Below are 15416 nucleotides of genomic sequence, written 5' to 3'. Positions count from 1 at the left end.
AATTCTAGCTCTTAGCTAAAGTAAAGTTGACAGAAGTCTATGATAAGAATATGATAATTATAATTTTTAATTGCAGGAGGTAGGCGAAATAATGCACCTAGCCGGTAGCGGCAGGGTAATCATTCAACTATCTAAAGAACTAGTTGAAGGACAAATACTCTGTGACGAAAAAGGTACTAGAGTTGCAAAAGTAATGGAATTGATAGGTCCAGTAAAAAGACCATTTGCATCAGCAACGCCGTTAACAAATAGCATCAAAAAATACATTGGCAAAAGTGTATTTGCCGCTGAATATTCCCCTGACAATTCAAAGAAAAAATTTAGGAGACGAAAAAAATGAACATACTTGAACCCCAAAGCTGTCCTGAATGTCAATCATCATTAGTTGATGACATGCAGAATGGTGAAATAATCTGCTCTGGTTGCGGTGTAGTAGTTGCTGACCAGATTGCAGACAGTGGTCCAGAAACAATTAGCTCAAATCTCGAAGACAAGATGAAGTTAGCAAGAGCAACAGGACAAACAACTTATTCTCAACATGATTTGGGAATAACAACAGAGATTTCAATCAGTACAAAAGACTTTAGCGGAAAAACAATCAATCATGAAGTTGCAAATCAAATGCACAATCTAAGAAAATGGCAACAAAGAGTCAGAGTTGCCTCTCCAAGAGAGAGACGACTTGCAAATGTTTTATCAAAGATGGGTGAAACATGCAATGATCTTAGCCTTTCAAAGAACGTCTTAGAAACAGCTTCAATGATTTACAGAAACTTGGATGGATATGTAGATGTAAAAGGAAAATCAGTTGTCAGTATTACGGCAGCTACAATTTACATGGCATGCAAACAATGTTCAGTTGTAAGATCCCTTGAAGAAATTTGTAGAGGAATTTGTCCACCAAAAGACGTAAAATCAAAAACAAAACTTGCAGCTAGATATTATAGAACCATGGTAATGGAAATGGGACAATTAACTGCCCCAGTTGTAACCATGGACAAATACATCTCAAAGATAGCAAACATGACACAAACTGAGGTCAGAGTTGAAAGACTAGCCTTAGAAATTGCAGAAAAAACTAAAGAAAGTAACATTGCAGATGGAAAAGCACCAAATGGAATTGCAGCAGCATATCTGTATGTAGCCTCAGTTCTACTTGGACAAAACGTCCTTCAAAGAGACGTTTCAAGCATCGCAGGAGTTACAGAAGTCACTATCAGAAATAGATGTAAAGAGATTCTTACAAGCTACAAACTCAAAATTACTTTGAGACCATCTCTGGCCAAATTTTAACCCCCCCCCTCTTTTCATTTTATTATCAAAAATTTCCGTTAGGATCAGCTAAATTTCGTCGGCATTATATATAGAAGAAGAATAATTTTATCATGGCAGTTTTAGAAATCAAAGATCTTCATGTTTCTAGGGAAGGCAAAGAGATTCTCAAAGGAGTCAATCTAAAGACAGGACCTGGAGAAGTACATGCCATCATGGGACCAAATGGTTCAGGAAAGAGTACATTAGCATATACATTACTTGCACATCCAAAATACGAAGTTACAAAGGGAGATATTTTATTAGATGGAGAGAGTATTTTAGAATTATCAGCTGATGAGAGAGCAAAGAAAGGACTGTTCTTAGGTTTTCAATATCCAACAGAAGTTTCAGGGGTAGGATTTTCCCATTTTCTAAGAACAGCATATAATTCATTGAGTAAAGCAATAGGAGGAGACAATAGAGAAGTATTCATCACAGTAAGAGAATTTCAAAAATATCTAAAAGAGAATTTAGAAAAAGTCGGATTAAAAGAAGAGTTTCTTTCAAGATATCTTAACGAAGGGTTCTCAGGAGGAGAAAAGAAACGAGCAGAAGTTTTACAAATGGCTGTACTAAAACCAAAGATTTCAATTTTAGATGAACCAGATTCAGGATTAGATATTGATGCAGTCCAAGCAGTAGCACAAGCAATCAGTAAAGTATCTGGAAAAGATGCAACAGTTATTGTAATTACTCACTATGCCAGAATTCTAAAATTCTTAGACAAGTTAGACTTTGTTCATGTATTTGCCAGAGGACAGGTATTGAAAACAGGAGATGCATCCCTTGCAGATAAATTAGAAGCAGAGGGATATGACTGGGTATTAGAGCAAACAGCATAAATTTAAACAGAAAAATTTCCTAAAAATTATTGATTTACACACTTAGTGTTGATTTTACCAAAGAATTTTTAGATATAAAGGATAATCATATCAACATAGGAATAAGCTCAAAACCAATCAAAGGGGAAGCAAATAAAGAATTAATTAAAAAAATTGCAAAACATTTCCAAATTTCATCATCACAGGTTAAGATAAAAAAAGGCCATAAATCTACTGAGAAGATTATCGAGATTCTACAATAGAGAATTTAGTTTTTTGTTTAAATAGGGTTTCAAGTCTGTGGAAATTATGTCAGAATCATATGAACAATACTATTTTAATTTCTCATTTTTCAAAGTGGATCCTAAATGGAGATGGATGGCAGATTTGGCAAAAGAAGAATCTGCAAAAGAAGTTGAAAACGTAATAAAAAATTCAGGAATAATGTTTAGATCTTATTCAAATTTAGGATTAAGAGACGATACTGATTTTTTGTTTTGGTTTGCTGCAAAATCAGTTGAAGAGATTCAAGTGGCGATAGAAAAATTATACAAAACAGTTTTTGGAAAATATATCAATCCTTCAATGACATATTTGTCATGCACACGACCATCAATTTATGTTCAAGAACAAAAATCCCATGGTTTTGTCACGGGGATAGAACCCAAAAAACATGTCATAGTATATCCATTTACTAAAACTAGAGAATGGTACCTATTGCCAAAAGAGAAACGTCAAGAAATAATGGATGAGCATATTGAGGTAAGCAAAAGATACCCCCAAGTCATTCTCAACACAACATACTCTTTTGGGATACATGATGAAGATTTCATGCTTGCATTTGAGGTGGACAATATTAGAGATTTTCAGGATCTCATCATGGATTTGAGGGAAACACAAGTTTCCACATATGTAAAAAATGACGTTCCAATGATTGTGTGTGTGAAAAAAGATCTTGTTCCATTAATATCCAGTCTAGGCTAGAAATTCAAAAAAACTACAAGGTTTATTCACATAATTTAGATTCAAATCTGCAAATCTTGGATAAACATAAATGATGAATTTTAAAAAATAAAGGAAACGAAATGCATTACAATAAACTAGGAAAATCAGACATCAAGGTATCAGAGATAGGATTTGGTGCATGGTCTATTGCACTAGATTGGTGGGGGAAGAAAATTGAAGAAGACGAAGCAAAACGAATGCTAAAAAAAGCATACGATGTAGGGATTAACTTTTTTGAAACAGGAGACATGTACGGTAAAGGAAAAAGCGAGAGATTAATCGGTGAAGTTTTCAAAGATATGAGAGATGAAATAGTCATTTCAACAAAATATGGTTATGATTTTGAAAGTGTAGAACAAATCGGTCATAGCGAACTCCCACAAAAATTTGATGAGACATTTACTAGAAATGCATTAAAAAACAGTCTAGAGCGATTACAAACAGATCATCTTGACATGTATGGACTACACAATCCAAAACTATCACATATTCGTGATGATTCTATCTTCAATGTTCTTGATGATTTTATCAAAGATGAAACCATTAGAACATATCAAGTTGCATTAGGTCCAGCAATTGGATGGACACAAGAGGGACTTGAAGCAATGGACAGGCCTAATCTTAGTGCAGTTCAAACAGTGTATAATATTTTAGAGCAAACTCCTGGAAATGAATTGATGAAAAAAGCAGAAGAGAAAAATGTCGGGATCTTAGTTAGAGTTCCAGAAGCATCAGGCATCCTAACAGGTAAAGTTAATGCAGAAACAAAAATTGATGAAAAAGATCATAGATCAGTTAGAAAAGGAGAATGGATTAAAGCGTCACTACAAAAAGTTGAGCAACTAAAACCAATTGCACAGAGAAATGGATTAAACATTGCAGAATTATCTATGAAATTTATTATGTCAAAGAAAGGCTTTGCATCAGTGTTCCCAACAGTTGTTAGTGAAGAAGAGATTGTGGACTATGCAGAGATGACAAAAGGAGAATATATTTCAGCATCAGATATGAAAGAGATTCAAGAGCTATACGACACATGGCCATCCTATGAATTAAAGGCAACTCCGCAAGCAAATTAATTCTAAATGAAACATCCATTTGATGCAAAAAAAACTCTAGAAATCATAGAGAGAATGAAACTGGCCAAAATCGGCCAATACAACAAATGGGAAAAAATTATCAAGAAATTAAAAAAAGAGCAGGAATTAAATGCTGAAGAGTTAGAATATTATTCGAATTTAACTAGAATTTACAAAGATTCAAAGATTACACACAGGAGTAAAATTTTTCACTCAAAACTATCCGAACATGATGAAAAGCCACCATGTAAGACATGTGGAGATATTTCACAATACTATTGTAACATGAACGATCAGTATTTTTGTACAATACATGTCGTTGGACATGATGAGAATGAAATCTAAGATACTTGAACTGTTTCTTCTAAAGTAAATGAATTCTCTACAAAATATTCAACACGTGTTTTTTTAAATTCGCGAGAACTAAACAAGATTCTATAATCATCAACATGGATTTGATTCTGAATAGTTTTTGCCATCTCATTTGCTTCTTCATGTGTTTTGCAGTGGATCATGGAAAATACATTGTATGGCCAATCCGGATATGTCGGTCTTTCATAGCAGTGACTAACTTGTGGAAAAGAGCCCAAGGTTTCTCCTACTTGAGAAATTCTATCTTCAGGAACTTTCCATACGATCATACCATTAGCAGTAAAACCAACTTGTCTGTGTCGTAAAATTGCAGCAAATCTTCTCATCACACCAATCTCTTCATAATATTTCATTTTTTCAAACAGCTTATCTTCAGTAATTCCAAGATTTTTTGCAGCCTTTACAAAAGGCTCATCAATTATTTCCATGTCTTTTTGTAATTCTCGTATAAACTCTTTGTCTTGTTCCGTTGGAACAAATTCAATATGTTTAATTTCTTTTTTTGCCTCTGATGGCGCTACTTCATGTTTCTTTTCATCAACCATGTCTAGCTTGACACCAATCTTGAATAGTTGTAATGTAGGAAGCATTCTTACTTTTTTAATTCCTTTAAGAACATTGAATTTTTCCAATTCTACTTTCAAATCAGAGCCGGGTGGAACAGCTAAAGTAAACCAGAGATTAAACTCATGATCACGCTCATAATTATGACTGACACCAGGATGACGATTAATTTGATTAGCAACATACTCTAGTTTATCAGGTTCAATCTCCATTGCCACAAGAGAACTTGTGTATCCAAGTTTCCTTGTATCAAAAATTGCACTTAGTTGTCTTAAAACTCCCATCTCTTTTAGATTTTTCATGTGCTGCTTTACAATTTCTGGAGTAGTATCAAATTTTTTAGCAATGGCATCAAAGGGTCTTGTAACTAGTGGAAAAGTCCATTGAATTTCATTTAAGAGTTCTTTATCAAATTCATTCATACTAGTCATTATGTCATAAAGTTGTCCATTCAATTAAAAATGTAGCTAGGAATTTACGCATCAATCTAATACATAAATAGAAACTCCAGTGCATTGAATAGATGATAGTTGATCTTAATCTCCATGGAAAAGAAATCCTAATAATCGGAGGTGGAAACGAGGCTCAAAAAAGAATCAACTCATTGTTAAACCAAAATTGCAATATTACAGTAATTAGTGATTCTGTAAACTCAACAATCAAAAATCTTGGAAGTAAAAAAAAGATAAAGTTAGAAAAAAAGAAAATGAATGATACTACACTTATTTCAAAATTAAATCCAGATATCATAATTACTACAACAAATGACAGTAAACTTAATTCTAAAATTATCAATTTTGCTAAAAAAAGAAAGATAATTGTTTACAGTTCAGATAATCCTGAAGAGAGTGATTTTTCAAATCCAGCTATAATAGATTTTGAGAAAATCATTCAAATTGCAATATTTACTGGAGGTCGAAGTCCTGCAATGGCAAAAAAACTAAAAACAAAATCAGAGCAGATATTTAAAAAAATAATTACAAAGGAAGATCTTTCTCAAATCAAGATTCAAAAGATCGCAAGAAAACTAGCAAAAGAGCAAATTCCTACTCAATTAGAAAGAAAAGAATACCTACATGCTGTTTTAGCAGACAAAGATATTGATCAATTAATAAAAGACGGAAATCTGAAAAAAGCTGAAAAGCGAGCAATTACAATATTGAGGAACTGGAAATGAGTCAAAATATCATTAATGCACGTGTAACTTTTCGTAACTCTCCAATCCATGTTCTTGAACAATTTACAATCAAAGATATTGAAAATGCATATGAGCAATTCATCAATCATTCAGATCTTGATGAATGTGTAATTATTCAGACATGTAATAGAATAGAATTATTTGGAAAATCTCATCAATATGATCTTGAAAAAATCAAAAAAACTTGGGCTTCAATTACAGGATTAGAAGTTGAAGTATTTAATGAAAATGTAGAGTTTGAAGAAAACCAAGAAGCAATTCATCATCTATTAAAACTAACATCGGGATTAGATTCAATGGTTATTGGAGAAGAACAAATACTAGGACAGATAAAAAACTCAATTACATCAGCTAGAAAGACAAAGGCATCAGGCCAACATCTCAACACATTATTTGATAAAGCAATTCGAATTGGTACAAGAATTAGAAATTCTAGCGGAATTGGAAAAGGCGGAATTTCAGTTGGCTCTATGGCGGTAAAGCTTGCAGAGGAAAACATTGATGAATTAAAAACAAAGAAAGTTTTGCTGATTGGAACAGGAGAAGTTTCAACTCTTGTTGCAAAATCATTACAAAGACGAGGATATGCTTTTGATGTAACAAGTAGGACAATAGGAAGATCAATTACGTTTTGTGAAACAATGGGCGGAAGACCAGTTAAATTTGAAGAAGTTCTAACAGGGTTTAACAACTATGATGTACTATTTGTTGCAACCACAGCTCCATATTTTCTTGTAACACATGAAAGATTAACCAAAGCCATGAGCAATAACAAGAAAGGAATGATGATTTTAGATCTATCAAATCCTAGAACAGTAGATGAAAAAGTTGCAACCATAGGAGGAGTGAAACTGATGAATCTGGATCAAATTGCTGAAATGGTTGAAAAGAATATGAATGCTCGATTAAACAAGGTAAAATCCATTGAAAATATAATTAACGAGGAAGTATCTGTATTAGAAGCCTCAATGAAAAGATTAGAAGCAGAACCACTTGTAAAAGACGTATTCAAAAACATAGAAAGTCTTAGAGAAAAAGAACTACAAAAAGCACTTCAAATGCTTGATGAAAAAGATGAAAAGAAAATCAAAATAATTGAAGAGTTAACAAAGGCAGTTGTTGAAAGCATTGTTTCAACCCCAATGAATAACATTAGAAAAGCTTCGGAGCAAGGAAATCCAGATATTGTGGAGCTTGCAGGTAAATTATTTGACTATAAAAAACAGAAAAAGGCAGACTAGGATTATATTTTAGCAAAAGGAAAATTCAAACATGTCATTTCCTACTAAGAGACTGCGAAGATTAAGAATTTCAAATAAAATGAGAGAGTTAGTTCAACAGACCACACTCTCACCAAAAGACTTCATTTGTCCTGTGTTTGTTCAAGAAGATCTAAAAACAAGAGTCAAAGTCGAATCAATGTCAGAAATTGAGAGATTACCTTTAGATGACATAAATGATGAAGTGGGAACAATTAGTGATTTAGGAATTCCAGCAATAATGCTTTTTGGTATTCCATCACAAAAAGATGAAGCAGGTTCATCGGCATTTGATGATAATGGAATTGTTCAAAAAGCAATATCTCAGATTAGAAAAAATTTTGGCGATAAGATTGTGATCATGGCAGATGTTTGTCTCTGTCAATTTACATCAACTGGACATTGTGGAATAATTCAAGGAGATAAAATTGATAATGACACTAGTCTTGAAACATTATCAAAAATAGCAGTTAGTCAAGCTAAAGCAGGAGTAGATACTGTATCACCATCTGCAATGATGGATGGTCAAGTTGCAGCAATTAGGAAAGCACTTGATGATGAAGGATTTACAGATGTTTCAATAATGTCTCATTCAGCCAAGCATCGCTCAAACTTTTATTCTCCATTTAGAGATGCAGCAGAATGTGCACCAAAATTTGGAGATAGAAAAACTTACCAGGTCCCATATACGAATGCACGAGAAGCCATGATGGAAGTAGAAGCAGACATAAACGAAGGAGTAGACATTGTAATGATAAAGCCTGCATTGTCTTATTTGGATTTGATTGCAGAGACTAGAAGAAAGTATAACATTCCAGTTTCTGCTTATAGCGTTTCAGGAGAATATGCATTAGTAAAGGCAGCTTCACAGTTAGGATATGTCAATGAGAAAGACATTACTGAAGAGATTCTTTACTCTATTAAGAGAGCAGGTGCAGACATGATTGTCACATATTTTGCAAAATCAGCTTCTAGATTTCTTCAGGAATCATGAGAAACGACGAAAGATTTGAGATAGAAAGAGCATTTGATCTACTGCCACATGTGATAGGCTCTAGTTGGGCAGTAATTTGGTTTAGAATGAAAGGAATCAAGAAACCAACTAGAGAAGAATATAGAGAGAAAACCCTTGAATATTTCAAACTGGTTGAACCTGTCTTTATTTCATATCCAAAAGAGAAAGAATTTGAGGATATTCATAAATACATTGATTTTAGAAAAAACGAGGAATATAAAAAAATACAATCTGGGAACAACAAAGAAGTTGAAAAAAGATACGACAGATATGTAGATTATGGTTAGAGTTCCTGTTTTAGTTGTTTAAGATATTCTTTTAAAATCCTAGTTCTCTTTTTTGCTTCAATTTTTCCAAATTTTGTATTCATCAATAATTCTAGTTTGAGTAATTTCTGGAAAAAATGATCAACAGTCCACACTTTATCATCGGGATTTCTTTTATTGCAAAAAGGATCACGTGGATTGTAAAAAGGCCTCCCTAAAGAGCCACCAGTAGCAAATACTCTTGCAATGCCAATTGCACCTAGTGCATCTAGTCGGTCAGCATCTTGAAGAATTTTTCCTTCTAGAGTTTTAGGAGTTTTGTTTTGCGAAAAACTATGATCACGAATAGCATCTGAAATAATGCTAATTTCATTTTGGGTAAAATCATATTTTTTAAGAATTTTTTGAGACTCTTTTGCGCTCTCAATAGAAGAATTTTTTGAGCGCTTATGGGATTTTGGGTATGATATAATGTCGTGTAGTAATACGGCACTAAGAACTAGTTTTTCATTTGCCTTTTCTTTTTTGCAAATTTTTTGAGCATTTTTATACACTCTCATTATATGGTCAAAATCATGTGCAGAGTCATTTTGCATTCTTTTCTTTACTTCTTCTCTCAAGGAATCAAGAACTTTCATTAGAATCTCCAAATTTTTGGTTTTACAAATTTAATTTTTTTCTCAGTAATTAATACAGTCCAGTTAATTGATGCAAATATTACAAGTACACCAATCCCAACACCATCGATCAATAAAATTCCAGTTAACCTATCTTCAAATATTTCAAAGAATGGACGTAAAACAGCATTTCCAAAGTAAATCATAACAATATATGATAATACACGTCCAAACCAGAATCCAACATAAATCCCGATGCTTTTTGCACGCATCAAACCATATGCAATAAAGAGCATGTTACTTGGAAGGGGTGTGGCGCCAAAGAGAAAAGACGCGATTACATAGCCATATTTTTTATGATTTAGATAATCGCCAATAATATCAAGATTAGATTTCTGTTCTTCTCCGACGAATTTTCTAAACAATCCACTAATTCTTTTGAGAAAATACCTTCCAATTGTTGCGCCAGTTGCACCAACAATTGCAAGAAGTACTACATTCAGTGTTGGATCTAGAAGGTAAAAAGATGTTAGAACAATCCAGCTTGGTGGCATCAGAATTGGGGATGCATTAATACCAATTAGAACTAGAAAAATTCCAAAATACGAATATTCTGCAAATAATTCAAAAATATCAATCATATTTCTAAAATCATACCACTTTTTTTGCTTCTAAACCCTTGGATCATTAACTAGTCAGGAAATAATTTCAAAATGATCTAAAAAATTATAAAAATTACATAATTTTCAAAACATTGATCATGATTTGTAACAAATTGGATCAATCATGCAATATCTTTATAAGCAATTTGTACTTATATTTATTCATGACTGAGGCCATTTGGAAGTGTTTTAGATGCAATCTAACTTTTAAAGAAAAAGAATTAGCCGAAGTTCATAAAAAAATATCAAATCATTCTATAACCAAAGTTAAAGTTCTAGTTGCATAATTTGTGCAATTTTAAACAAATCAATTTTGAATATTAAATAATGCAGAGGGTGGGATTTGAACCCACGAACTCCTGAGAGAAGGGATTTCCTATTTAGAAGATCTTGAGTCCCTCTCGGTTGACCGGGCTTCGATACCTCTGCAAAAAGAAATGCAATAGACCGATATTTTTCAATTGCTATTAGAGTATAGAAAATAATTGATCCATGATTTTGAAGATTTTTTAACAAAGCTTATAATCGTGCAAATTTGTTTCAAAAATAGATGGCAGAATTCATACCAATTTCACAAGCAAAAAAAATGCGAAGTGGGGTTAACGTAGACGCCGAAGTAAAGAGCAAAGGAGACCCAAGAACTGTGAATCTCAAAAGCGGAGGAACAGTGGATGTCTGTGATGCAATAATTTCTAACGGTGAGACTGAAGATGACCAAATGAAACTCACATTGTGGGGTGACGATATCAAAGCAGTAAATGTTGGAGATAGAGTTGTCATTACTAATGGATATACAAATGAGTTTAAAGGAGAAGTATCTCTAACCAAAGGCAAATTTGGTCAGATGGAGATCAATCCTCAATAATTTCTTTTATTGTTTTGATTATTTTTCCAATCAACTAAAATTACAATTATTCCAACTATCGTAACAATTGCTCCCAAAATTAGAAAAAATCCAGAAATGGCAAGAGGCAATATCATAGTTGCAATTGGAGAATTAGGATTAGAAAAGGCATCAGAGTTTTCAGGATCTTCAGAAAACATTGTTACAATGTGAACATTTCTCGGACCAAGATTTTGAATTTCTAAATTCAAAGTATCAGATTGTTTGATTTCCAACATATCAAAAAGAATCGGTGAATCTTGTGTAAATGTTCCATATTCATCTCCAAAAATATTGGATATTTTTATTGAAAGTAAATCATCAGGCTGGTAATCATTAATTTGAATTCCCCAAAGTAATGGAACATTTGAAAGTGTACTATAGGAGACATATTCAGATTTTCCAGGCATAATTTGAATCTCATTTGAAACTTCATCAAACATTCCTTCAAAAAGAGAAGAGGCCTGTAAAGAATTAGAATCAATCATGGTTGATGGAACAATAGACATTGCTATAGAAAGAGAGGCCATCACCATAATCACTCCAACAATAGCAATTATCGGTCCACGTTTTTTCATTATAATTTAATTAAATCATTACTTCAATATCATATAAGAGGTATTAGCTATCTTCTTTTCTTTTTTGCTGGTCTCTTTTTAGCTGCAGTTTTCTTTTTTGCTGGTCTCTTTTTAGCTGCAGTTTTCTTTTTTGCTGGTCTCTTTTTAGCTGCAGTTTTCTTTTTTGCTGGTCTCTTTTTAGCTGCAGTTTTCTTTTTTGCTGGTCTCTTTTTAGATGCAGTTTTCTTTTTTGCTGGTCTCTTTTTAGCTGCAGTTTTCTTTTTTGCTGGTCTCTTTTTAGATGCAGTTTTCTTTTTTGCTGGTCTCTTTTTAGCTGCAGTTTTCTTTTTTGCTGGTCTCTTTTTAGCTGTTTTTCGTTTATCTAATAATTCCTGAAGTTTTGTAGAGACCTTATCTAATGCATTTTTTGCAGATTCTTCTGCTTTGATACGTCGTTCTAATTCTTTTACAAGTTTTGCTGCTTCTTTTCTACTAGAAGCCATAGTTTCTCGTAAGGAGGGTTTTGATTGTGATTGTTTTTGAATTTTTGTTGCAATCTTGGATTTAATTGCAGAATATTTTGCAACTTCATCAGATATTTTTTTAGCAGTTTTTTGCCTATTTTTAATCTCAGAATTAAGCTCTTCAATTCGATCATTAATTGAGCGTAATCTAGCCTCAGCATTCTGTTTTTCCTCGGGATTATCTGAAAATTCTATTTCTTGTTGAACTTGCTCAAGTACTTCTTTTTCTCTGACTAGTCGTTCTTGGGCAGCATTAACCAATCTCTCAATACTCTCTATCTGAGCAGTTTTTTGAGTAAGAACATCTGAAAGATCAGATGTGTCTTCTTTGGCGGATTCAATTTTTTTATCAATTGTATTTAATGATGATAAAGATCGTCTTTCTGCAGAACGGAACTCTTTGAGTTGCTGTTCAGCCTTTTTTCTAAGCTTTGTTGCCTCTTGTTTCTTTTGGCGTAGTTTTACTACTAATTTTTCTAATGATGCCAATAATCAAATCAAAGCAAATGACTCGGTTAAGTTGTTAATATAATCATGATTTGACTTACCAGTTAAGAAAATTAACTAACTTTGATCGCAAAAAACATTTTTTAAAAAATATTAGTACAGAGATTTTATTAAAATCATGGATTTTCATCCAAAAGATTTGCCAATATCAAAAACATATGATCTAAAAGATGAAAAAGACGCTGCAGATGCAGTTGAAGATATGGTAAGATTAGGATTCAAAGATAAGAAAGAAGGATTCAGGGTTTTGATGCCAAAGGAATCAAAAATTGCAAAAAGAATAGGATATACAGTTACCACAGGTGTGACGTATGGGTTAAAACAAAAAAATGAAACCAGAGATATTAGATATTGGACGTATCACCATGATGATGATCATTATGCAATAGTTTTGATTAGTAGTAATGTAGTTTCAGATTTAGGTTTTTGATTTTTCAAAAAATTTGTATAATTTTGTTCTCTTTGCCAATACACCTGCAAGCATCACACCAATTACTGCCCCACCAATCACATCCATTGGATAGTGTTGTAAAACATAGATTCTGCTAATAGATATCATGACAGGATACAAGAACATCAAATAAGCACCACGTGGAAATCGTTCAGATAAGGCATAACCTAAGATTATCGCAAATATCACAGATCTTGCAGCGTGCCCAGATGGAAAAGATGCGTCATAGCCACCCTCACAAAATAAAGCAAATGTATCCTTGCTAATTGGAACTGGGAATGGAGCACCCTCGTATTCAAAATCAGGTCTTTCTCTATCTACCCCACATTTGATATATCCAGTTAGAAGTGTAGAGAGTACAATCAAAATCATCAGGGTTATTCCGATTCTTCTTGTTTTTGGAATAACCAACATCAGTATTCCAAATCCTAACATCCAAAGAGCTTCACCACTTTCAGTAACATACTGCATAAAGAGGTCTAGTGAAGTATTACCTACATTTTGAGAAAAATATTCTATTACACTTTGATCAAAACTCTCAGTTATCCCATAGTAAACAAGCGTAGTTAAAATCAGAAATAATATTGTCAGTAATACAAATGAACGTGACCTAATATCAAAAATCCAATTTTGCAATTAATTAAACCTCAAGTGATTTTTAATTTTTAACAATACATAAGTTTTGGAATTGCAGAACATTATTTAGAAACACGATTGGGGAAAATAATTCTGATCGGCTCAAAGAATTTAACCAAGTGCATAATAGAAAAGTCGTGAAAGTACTCACACTAGATGATTTTGATCTAAAAGGCAAGACTGTTTTTTTGAGAGTCGATATGAATTGTCCAATTGATCCAGATACACTAGAAATTTCAGGTACTAAAAGAATCGAAGAGGCAATTGAGACATTGCAATCTCTTAAAGATGCCAAAGTTGTAGTAGCGTCTCACCAAGGAAGAGTTGGAAACAATGATTATACAGGAATGGACAAACATGCAAAAGTTCTTGAAAAATTTATGAATAAAAAAATAAAATATGTTGAAGATACAATTGGAGAAGCTGCACAAAATGCAATTAAGAATTTACAAGATGGAGACATCCTACTATTAGACAACCTAAGACTGTGTGCTGAAGAAAATTATGAATTCAAACCAGAAAATGCAGCTAAAACAATCATGGTAACGCGGTTAGCCAAATTATTTGATCTTGTAGTATTGGATTCCTTTCCTAGTGCCCACAGATCACATCCATCAATTGTTGGATTTGCACAAGTACTTCCTGCATGTGCAGGAAGAATTGTAGAGCGAGAAGTTAGAAATCTAGATGAAATAATGACTGTAGCCAAGGCACCACACGTGATTGTACTTGGAGGCTCCAAAGTAATAGACAGACTGGAGGCAATCAAGCAACTAATTCAAAATGGCAGGGCAGACCATGTTTTGCTAACTGGACTAATTGGAAATGTGTTCATGAGAGCACAGGCCAGAATAAAATCACCGTTAGGAATTAAACGAGAAGATGAAGTAGTAGCAAAAGCACATGCATTAATTGGTGAATATCCAGATGTTTTTGCTACTCCTGTAGATATTGCAATTGACAAAGATGGTGAGAGAATCGAGATGGACGTAAGAGAGATGGGAAAAGGTGATAAAATTTATGATTTGGGTCCAAAAACTGTAGAGTATTATTCAAAATTAATTTCAGGTGCAGGAACTGTATTTTTTAGTGGTCCAGCAGGATTTTTTGAAAAAGAAAGATTCAGGTATGGAACAAAAGAACTACTAAATGCAGTTGCAAATTCAATGGCCACTACAATTGTCAGCGGAGGCCATTTAACTACAGCATTAAAACAACAAGGATTAGCTGACAAGATTGATCATGTAAGCACTGCAGGCGGAGCTTTGGTCTTGTATCTTACAGGAGAAAAATTACCAATGATTAAAGCTCTTGAAGAGGCTGCAATAAAATATCGTTCTAAATAGAAGAATTACAAGAAGTATTGGGACATATTCTGTCCTCGGATGTTCCAAGATAGATATCATTGTTACAAGAATTACAATGTAGTTTTTCCACAGGATCAAATAGTTTCATCCAGATAGTAGTGAAATTTTGTGCAATATTTCTTACCAAACCAGAATCACAGATTTTTGTAAAGAAGGATTCAGCATCATCAATAATCCAAGAAGGATCAATGTCACCATTTTTTTTGATTATTTCAAAGATTTCATCATTGGTGAATTTATCATCTACATTATTGAATTTCTCAAAGATTATTTTTCTTATTTGAAGTTCAATAGGAGTTGCAGGAGTAAAATCACTCAT

Annotated in this window: 22 protein-coding genes and 1 tRNA gene; 15 read left to right on the top strand and 8 right to left on the bottom strand. The window is 33.2% G+C overall.

Going from position 1 to position 15416, the window contains the following annotated elements; genetic code table 11:
* The first annotated feature begins 70 nt into the window (after positions 1-70).
* The 7 genes from K5790_RS00640 (at position 71) to K5790_RS00610 (ending at position 4564) form a co-directional block, all read left to right on the top strand.
* On the top strand, positions 71-340 hold the full coding sequence (locus tag K5790_RS00640; protein WP_297591790.1) for an H/ACA ribonucleoprotein complex subunit GAR1: 270 nt from the start codon (positions 71-73) through the stop codon (positions 338-340).
* Positions 337-1293 carry a TFIIB-type zinc ribbon-containing protein gene (locus tag K5790_RS00635; protein ID WP_297591789.1) on the top strand — a complete coding sequence of 319 codons (957 nt, stop codon included), beginning with the start codon at positions 337-339 and terminating at the stop codon, positions 1291-1293. Before K5790_RS00640 ends, K5790_RS00635 begins: the two co-directional genes overlap by 4 nt.
* A 92-nt stretch (positions 1294-1385) precedes the next feature.
* Entirely contained in the window at positions 1386-2156 is a 771-nt protein-coding gene (gene sufC, locus K5790_RS00630) for a Fe-S cluster assembly ATPase SufC (RefSeq protein WP_297591788.1), read from the top strand.
* A gap of 29 nt (positions 2157-2185) precedes the next feature.
* Positions 2186-2398, top strand: coding sequence for a DUF167 domain-containing protein (locus K5790_RS00625; RefSeq protein ID WP_297591787.1), 213 nt, complete (start codon positions 2186-2188; stop codon positions 2396-2398).
* 46 nt (positions 2399-2444) lie between these two features.
* Positions 2445-3119, top strand: a complete 675-nt coding sequence (locus K5790_RS00620; protein ID WP_297591786.1) for a chlorite dismutase family protein — start codon at positions 2445-2447, stop codon at positions 3117-3119.
* Between the two features lie 101 nt (positions 3120-3220).
* Positions 3221-4219: an aldo/keto reductase gene (locus K5790_RS00615; protein WP_297591785.1), complete on the top strand. Its 999-nt coding sequence runs from the start codon at positions 3221-3223 to the stop codon at positions 4217-4219.
* Between the two features lie 6 nt (positions 4220-4225).
* Positions 4226-4564, top strand: a complete 339-nt coding sequence (locus tag K5790_RS00610; RefSeq protein WP_297591784.1) for a hypothetical protein — start codon at positions 4226-4228, stop codon at positions 4562-4564.
* On the opposite strand, the gene K5790_RS00605 is transcribed toward K5790_RS00610, so the two are convergent.
* Positions 4561-5577, bottom strand: a complete 1017-nt coding sequence (locus K5790_RS00605) for an Lrp/AsnC family transcriptional regulator (protein ID WP_297592952.1) — start codon at positions 5575-5577, stop codon at positions 4561-4563. The two genes, K5790_RS00610 and K5790_RS00605, sit on opposite strands and share 4 nt — an antisense overlap.
* Before the next feature lie 101 nt (positions 5578-5678).
* Between K5790_RS00605 and K5790_RS00600 the strand changes: the two genes are divergently transcribed.
* Genes K5790_RS00600 through K5790_RS00585 form a run of 4 tightly spaced genes read left to right on the top strand, consistent with a single transcriptional unit; the run spans position 5679 to position 8914 of the window.
* A complete protein-coding gene (locus tag K5790_RS00600) occupies positions 5679-6332 on the top strand; it encodes a bifunctional precorrin-2 dehydrogenase/sirohydrochlorin ferrochelatase (protein ID WP_297591783.1) in 654 nt (217 codons plus the stop codon).
* Positions 6329-7594 (top strand): glutamyl-tRNA reductase, encoded by a 1266-nt coding sequence (gene hemA / locus K5790_RS00595; protein ID WP_297591782.1) that lies wholly within the window; start codon positions 6329-6331, stop codon positions 7592-7594. The genes K5790_RS00600 and hemA overlap by 4 nt, the downstream gene beginning before the upstream one ends.
* Positions 7595-7625: 31 nt before the next feature.
* Positions 7626-8606 carry a porphobilinogen synthase gene (gene hemB / locus K5790_RS00590; RefSeq protein ID WP_297591781.1) on the top strand — a complete coding sequence of 327 codons (981 nt, stop codon included), beginning with the start codon at positions 7626-7628 and terminating at the stop codon, positions 8604-8606.
* Entirely contained in the window at positions 8603-8914 is a 312-nt protein-coding gene (locus K5790_RS00585; RefSeq protein ID WP_297591780.1) for a hypothetical protein, read from the top strand. Before hemB ends, K5790_RS00585 begins: the two co-directional genes overlap by 4 nt.
* Here the strand turns inward: K5790_RS00585 and K5790_RS00580 are convergent.
* Positions 8911-9531 (bottom strand): HD domain-containing protein, encoded by a 621-nt coding sequence (locus K5790_RS00580; protein WP_297591779.1) that lies wholly within the window; start codon positions 9529-9531, stop codon positions 8911-8913. The two genes, K5790_RS00585 and K5790_RS00580, sit on opposite strands and share 4 nt — an antisense overlap.
* Positions 9531-10151, bottom strand: coding sequence for a hypothetical protein (locus K5790_RS00575; protein WP_297591778.1), 621 nt, complete (start codon positions 10149-10151; stop codon positions 9531-9533). The genes K5790_RS00580 and K5790_RS00575 overlap by 1 nt, the downstream gene beginning before the upstream one ends.
* Positions 10152-10336: 185 nt before the next feature.
* Here K5790_RS00575 and K5790_RS00570 point away from each other — a divergent pair, with 185 nt between their 5' ends.
* Entirely contained in the window at positions 10337-10459 is a 123-nt protein-coding gene (locus K5790_RS00570; RefSeq protein ID WP_297591777.1) for a hypothetical protein, read from the top strand.
* 41 nt (positions 10460-10500) lie between these two features.
* Here K5790_RS00570 and K5790_RS00565 read toward each other — a convergent pair.
* Positions 10501-10601, bottom strand: a tRNA-Leu gene (locus K5790_RS00565).
* Positions 10602-10722: 121 nt separating this feature from the next.
* On the opposite strand from K5790_RS00565, the gene K5790_RS00560 reads away from it, so the two are divergent.
* The gene (locus K5790_RS00560) at positions 10723-11037 is read left to right on the top strand and encodes a DNA-binding protein (protein ID WP_297591776.1); all 315 of its coding nucleotides are present in this window, start codon (positions 10723-10725) and stop codon (positions 11035-11037) included.
* Here K5790_RS00560 and K5790_RS00555 read toward each other — a convergent pair.
* Positions 11031-11633 carry a hypothetical protein gene (locus K5790_RS00555; protein ID WP_297591775.1) on the bottom strand — a complete coding sequence of 201 codons (603 nt, stop codon included), beginning with the start codon at positions 11631-11633 and terminating at the stop codon, positions 11031-11033. The two genes, K5790_RS00560 and K5790_RS00555, sit on opposite strands and share 7 nt — an antisense overlap.
* A 47-nt stretch (positions 11634-11680) precedes the next feature.
* Positions 11681-12625: an ATPase V gene (locus K5790_RS00550; RefSeq protein ID WP_297591774.1), complete on the bottom strand. Its 945-nt coding sequence runs from the start codon at positions 12623-12625 to the stop codon at positions 11681-11683.
* A gap of 136 nt (positions 12626-12761) precedes the next feature.
* Between K5790_RS00550 and K5790_RS00545 the strand changes: the two genes are divergently transcribed.
* Positions 12762-13073 (top strand): hypothetical protein, encoded by a 312-nt coding sequence (locus K5790_RS00545; RefSeq protein WP_297591773.1) that lies wholly within the window; start codon positions 12762-12764, stop codon positions 13071-13073.
* Here K5790_RS00545 and K5790_RS00540 read toward each other — a convergent pair.
* The gene (locus K5790_RS00540; protein WP_297591772.1) at positions 13062-13730 is read right to left on the bottom strand and encodes a phosphatase PAP2 family protein; all 669 of its coding nucleotides are present in this window, start codon (positions 13728-13730) and stop codon (positions 13062-13064) included. The genes K5790_RS00545 and K5790_RS00540 overlap by 12 nt on opposite strands.
* A gap of 137 nt (positions 13731-13867) precedes the next feature.
* On the opposite strand from K5790_RS00540, the gene pgk reads away from it, so the two are divergent.
* Entirely contained in the window at positions 13868-15076 is a 1209-nt protein-coding gene (pgk, locus tag K5790_RS00535) for a phosphoglycerate kinase (RefSeq protein WP_297591771.1), read from the top strand.
* On the opposite strand, the gene K5790_RS00530 is transcribed toward pgk, so the two are convergent.
* On the bottom strand, positions 15069-15416 hold the full coding sequence (locus K5790_RS00530; RefSeq protein WP_297591770.1) for a hypothetical protein: 348 nt from the start codon (positions 15414-15416) through the stop codon (positions 15069-15071). The two genes, pgk and K5790_RS00530, sit on opposite strands and share 8 nt — an antisense overlap.

Source organism: Nitrosopumilus sp. (assembly GCF_025698945.1).
In the GTDB taxonomy this organism is placed as follows: domain Archaea; phylum Thermoproteota; class Nitrososphaeria; order Nitrososphaerales; family Nitrosopumilaceae; genus Nitrosopumilus.
This window is presented reverse-complemented; position numbering and strand designations above follow the sequence as displayed.

Coding starts and splice junctions, on each gene's coding strand:
- K5790_RS00635 (WP_297591789.1), top strand. CDS start 337: ATGAACATACTTGAACCCCAAAGCTGTCCTGAATGTCAATCATCATTA.
- sufC (WP_297591788.1), top strand. CDS start 1,386: ATGGCAGTTTTAGAAATCAAAGATCTTCATGTTTCTAGGGAAGGCAAA.
- K5790_RS00620 (WP_297591786.1), top strand. CDS start 2,445: ATGTCAGAATCATATGAACAATACTATTTTAATTTCTCATTTTTCAAA.
- K5790_RS00615 (WP_297591785.1), top strand. CDS start 3,221: ATGCATTACAATAAACTAGGAAAATCAGACATCAAGGTATCAGAGATA.
- K5790_RS00610 (WP_297591784.1), top strand. CDS start 4,226: ATGAAACATCCATTTGATGCAAAAAAAACTCTAGAAATCATAGAGAGA.
- K5790_RS00605 (WP_297592952.1), bottom strand. CDS start 5,577: ATGAATGAATTTGATAAAGAACTCTTAAATGAAATTCAATGGACTTTT.
- K5790_RS00600 (WP_297591783.1), top strand. CDS start 5,679: ATGATAGTTGATCTTAATCTCCATGGAAAAGAAATCCTAATAATCGGA.
- hemA (WP_297591782.1), top strand. CDS start 6,329: ATGAGTCAAAATATCATTAATGCACGTGTAACTTTTCGTAACTCTCCA.
- hemB (WP_297591781.1), top strand. CDS start 7,626: ATGTCATTTCCTACTAAGAGACTGCGAAGATTAAGAATTTCAAATAAA.
- K5790_RS00585 (WP_297591780.1), top strand. CDS start 8,603: ATGAGAAACGACGAAAGATTTGAGATAGAAAGAGCATTTGATCTACTG.
- K5790_RS00580 (WP_297591779.1), bottom strand. CDS start 9,531: ATGAAAGTTCTTGATTCCTTGAGAGAAGAAGTAAAGAAAAGAATGCAA.
- K5790_RS00575 (WP_297591778.1), bottom strand. CDS start 10,151: ATGATTGATATTTTTGAATTATTTGCAGAATATTCGTATTTTGGAATT.
- K5790_RS00570 (WP_297591777.1), top strand. CDS start 10,337: ATGACTGAGGCCATTTGGAAGTGTTTTAGATGCAATCTAACTTTTAAA.
- K5790_RS00560 (WP_297591776.1), top strand. CDS start 10,723: ATGGCAGAATTCATACCAATTTCACAAGCAAAAAAAATGCGAAGTGGG.
- K5790_RS00555 (WP_297591775.1), bottom strand. CDS start 11,633: ATGAAAAAACGTGGACCGATAATTGCTATTGTTGGAGTGATTATGGTG.
- K5790_RS00545 (WP_297591773.1), top strand. CDS start 12,762: ATGGATTTTCATCCAAAAGATTTGCCAATATCAAAAACATATGATCTA.
- K5790_RS00530 (WP_297591770.1), bottom strand. CDS start 15,416: ATGAGTGATTTTACTCCTGCAACTCCTATTGAACTTCAAATAAGAAAA.